The sequence below is a fragment of the Cryobacterium sp. RTC2.1 genome (genome assembly GCF_035018685.1).
GTDB classification, from domain to species: Bacteria; Actinomycetota; Actinomycetes; order Actinomycetales; family Microbacteriaceae; genus Cryobacterium; species Cryobacterium glucosi.
Window position 1 is genome coordinate 1 of the sequence record NZ_JASJXJ010000308.1, and the last position, 1,216, is coordinate 1,216.

A 1,216-nucleotide genomic window follows, 5' to 3' on the forward strand; every position below is an offset into this window, starting at 1 on the left:
TCACCGACCCGGGCCCGCGCCGGTGACGGGGCCGGTGCCCGGGTCGGTGACGGGGTTGGTGCCCGGGCGGGACCTGGCCGGACTGGGCCCGCTCGCGCGGTACGCGGCATCCGCAGGTGTGACCGACCTGTTCGTGAACGGCGAGGCCGGCCTCTGGGTCGATGCGGGCCTCGGCCCGGTGCGGCAGTCGGGCTGGCGGTGCGCCGAGGCCAAGGTGCGGGCGCTCGCCGTGCGGCTGATCGCGCTCGGTGGCCGGCACATCGACGAAGCGAGCCCGTGCGTCGACGTGCGGCTCGCCGACGGCATCCGGGTGCACGCCGTGCTGCCGCCGGTGTCGAGCACGGGCACCCTGCTCTCGATTCGGCTGCCGCGGCCCGACCGGCCGCGACTGGACGCGCTCGCCGCCGCGGGCCTGTTCGGCTCGGGGACGGCGGGCCTCGCGCTCAGCGACCGGCTGCGTGCAACGGTGCAGGGCCGGGAGAACCTGCTCGTGACCGGGGCGGCGGGCAGCGGCAAGACCACCCTGCTGGCAGCACTTCTCGGCGAGGCTCCGCCGGGGGAGCGCATCGTCGTCATCGAGGACGTCGCCGAACTCCGCATCGAGCACCCCCACGTCGTGGCGCTCGAATCGCGGCAGCCGAACCTCGAGGGCGCCGGGCGGGTCGGCCTGGACGCGTTGCTCCGCGAGGCCCTGCGGATGCGCCCGGACCGGCTGGGGCTTGGCGAATGCCGCGGCGGCGAACTGCGCGAGCTGCTCACCGCCCTCAACACCGGCCATGACGGCGGGGCGGGTACCCTGCACGCGAACTCCCTGGGCGACGTGCCCGCCCGGCTCGAGGCCCTCGGGGCGCTCGCCGGGATGAGCCAGGCGGCCGTCGCCCGGCAGGCGGTCAGCGCGATCGGCCTTGTGCTGCACCTCGAACGCCGCGGCGGTGAGCGCAGGCTCGCGCAGCTCGGCCGGTTCGAGCTCGACGGCCGCGGGCTGCTGGTGGCTCTGCCGGTCGCTGTGCAAGTCGCCGTGCCGGTCGGGGGCGCCCGGTGATGCGCCGTGGAGCGGTGAAGCAAGCCCGAGGGGACGCCGACATCGAGGATGCGGCCCGGATCGTGCAGCGGCTGGCCGTGCTCCTCTCGGCGGGCGTGTCGCCCGTGAACGCATGGGGATACCTGGACGAGGACGCCGCCCCTGACGCCTCTCGTGCTCCGCAGAGGGGTGCGG

1 protein-coding gene is annotated in these 1,216 nt (G+C 75.9%); it reads left to right on the forward strand.

Going from position 1 to position 1,216, the window contains the following annotated elements; all coding sequences use genetic code 11:
• On the forward strand, nucleotides 1-1,042 hold a 1,042-nt coding region (locus QN357_RS18995), incomplete at its 5' end, for a TadA family conjugal transfer-associated ATPase (protein WP_416347638.1).
• Between the last annotated feature and the right edge of the window lie 174 nt (nucleotides 1,043-1,216).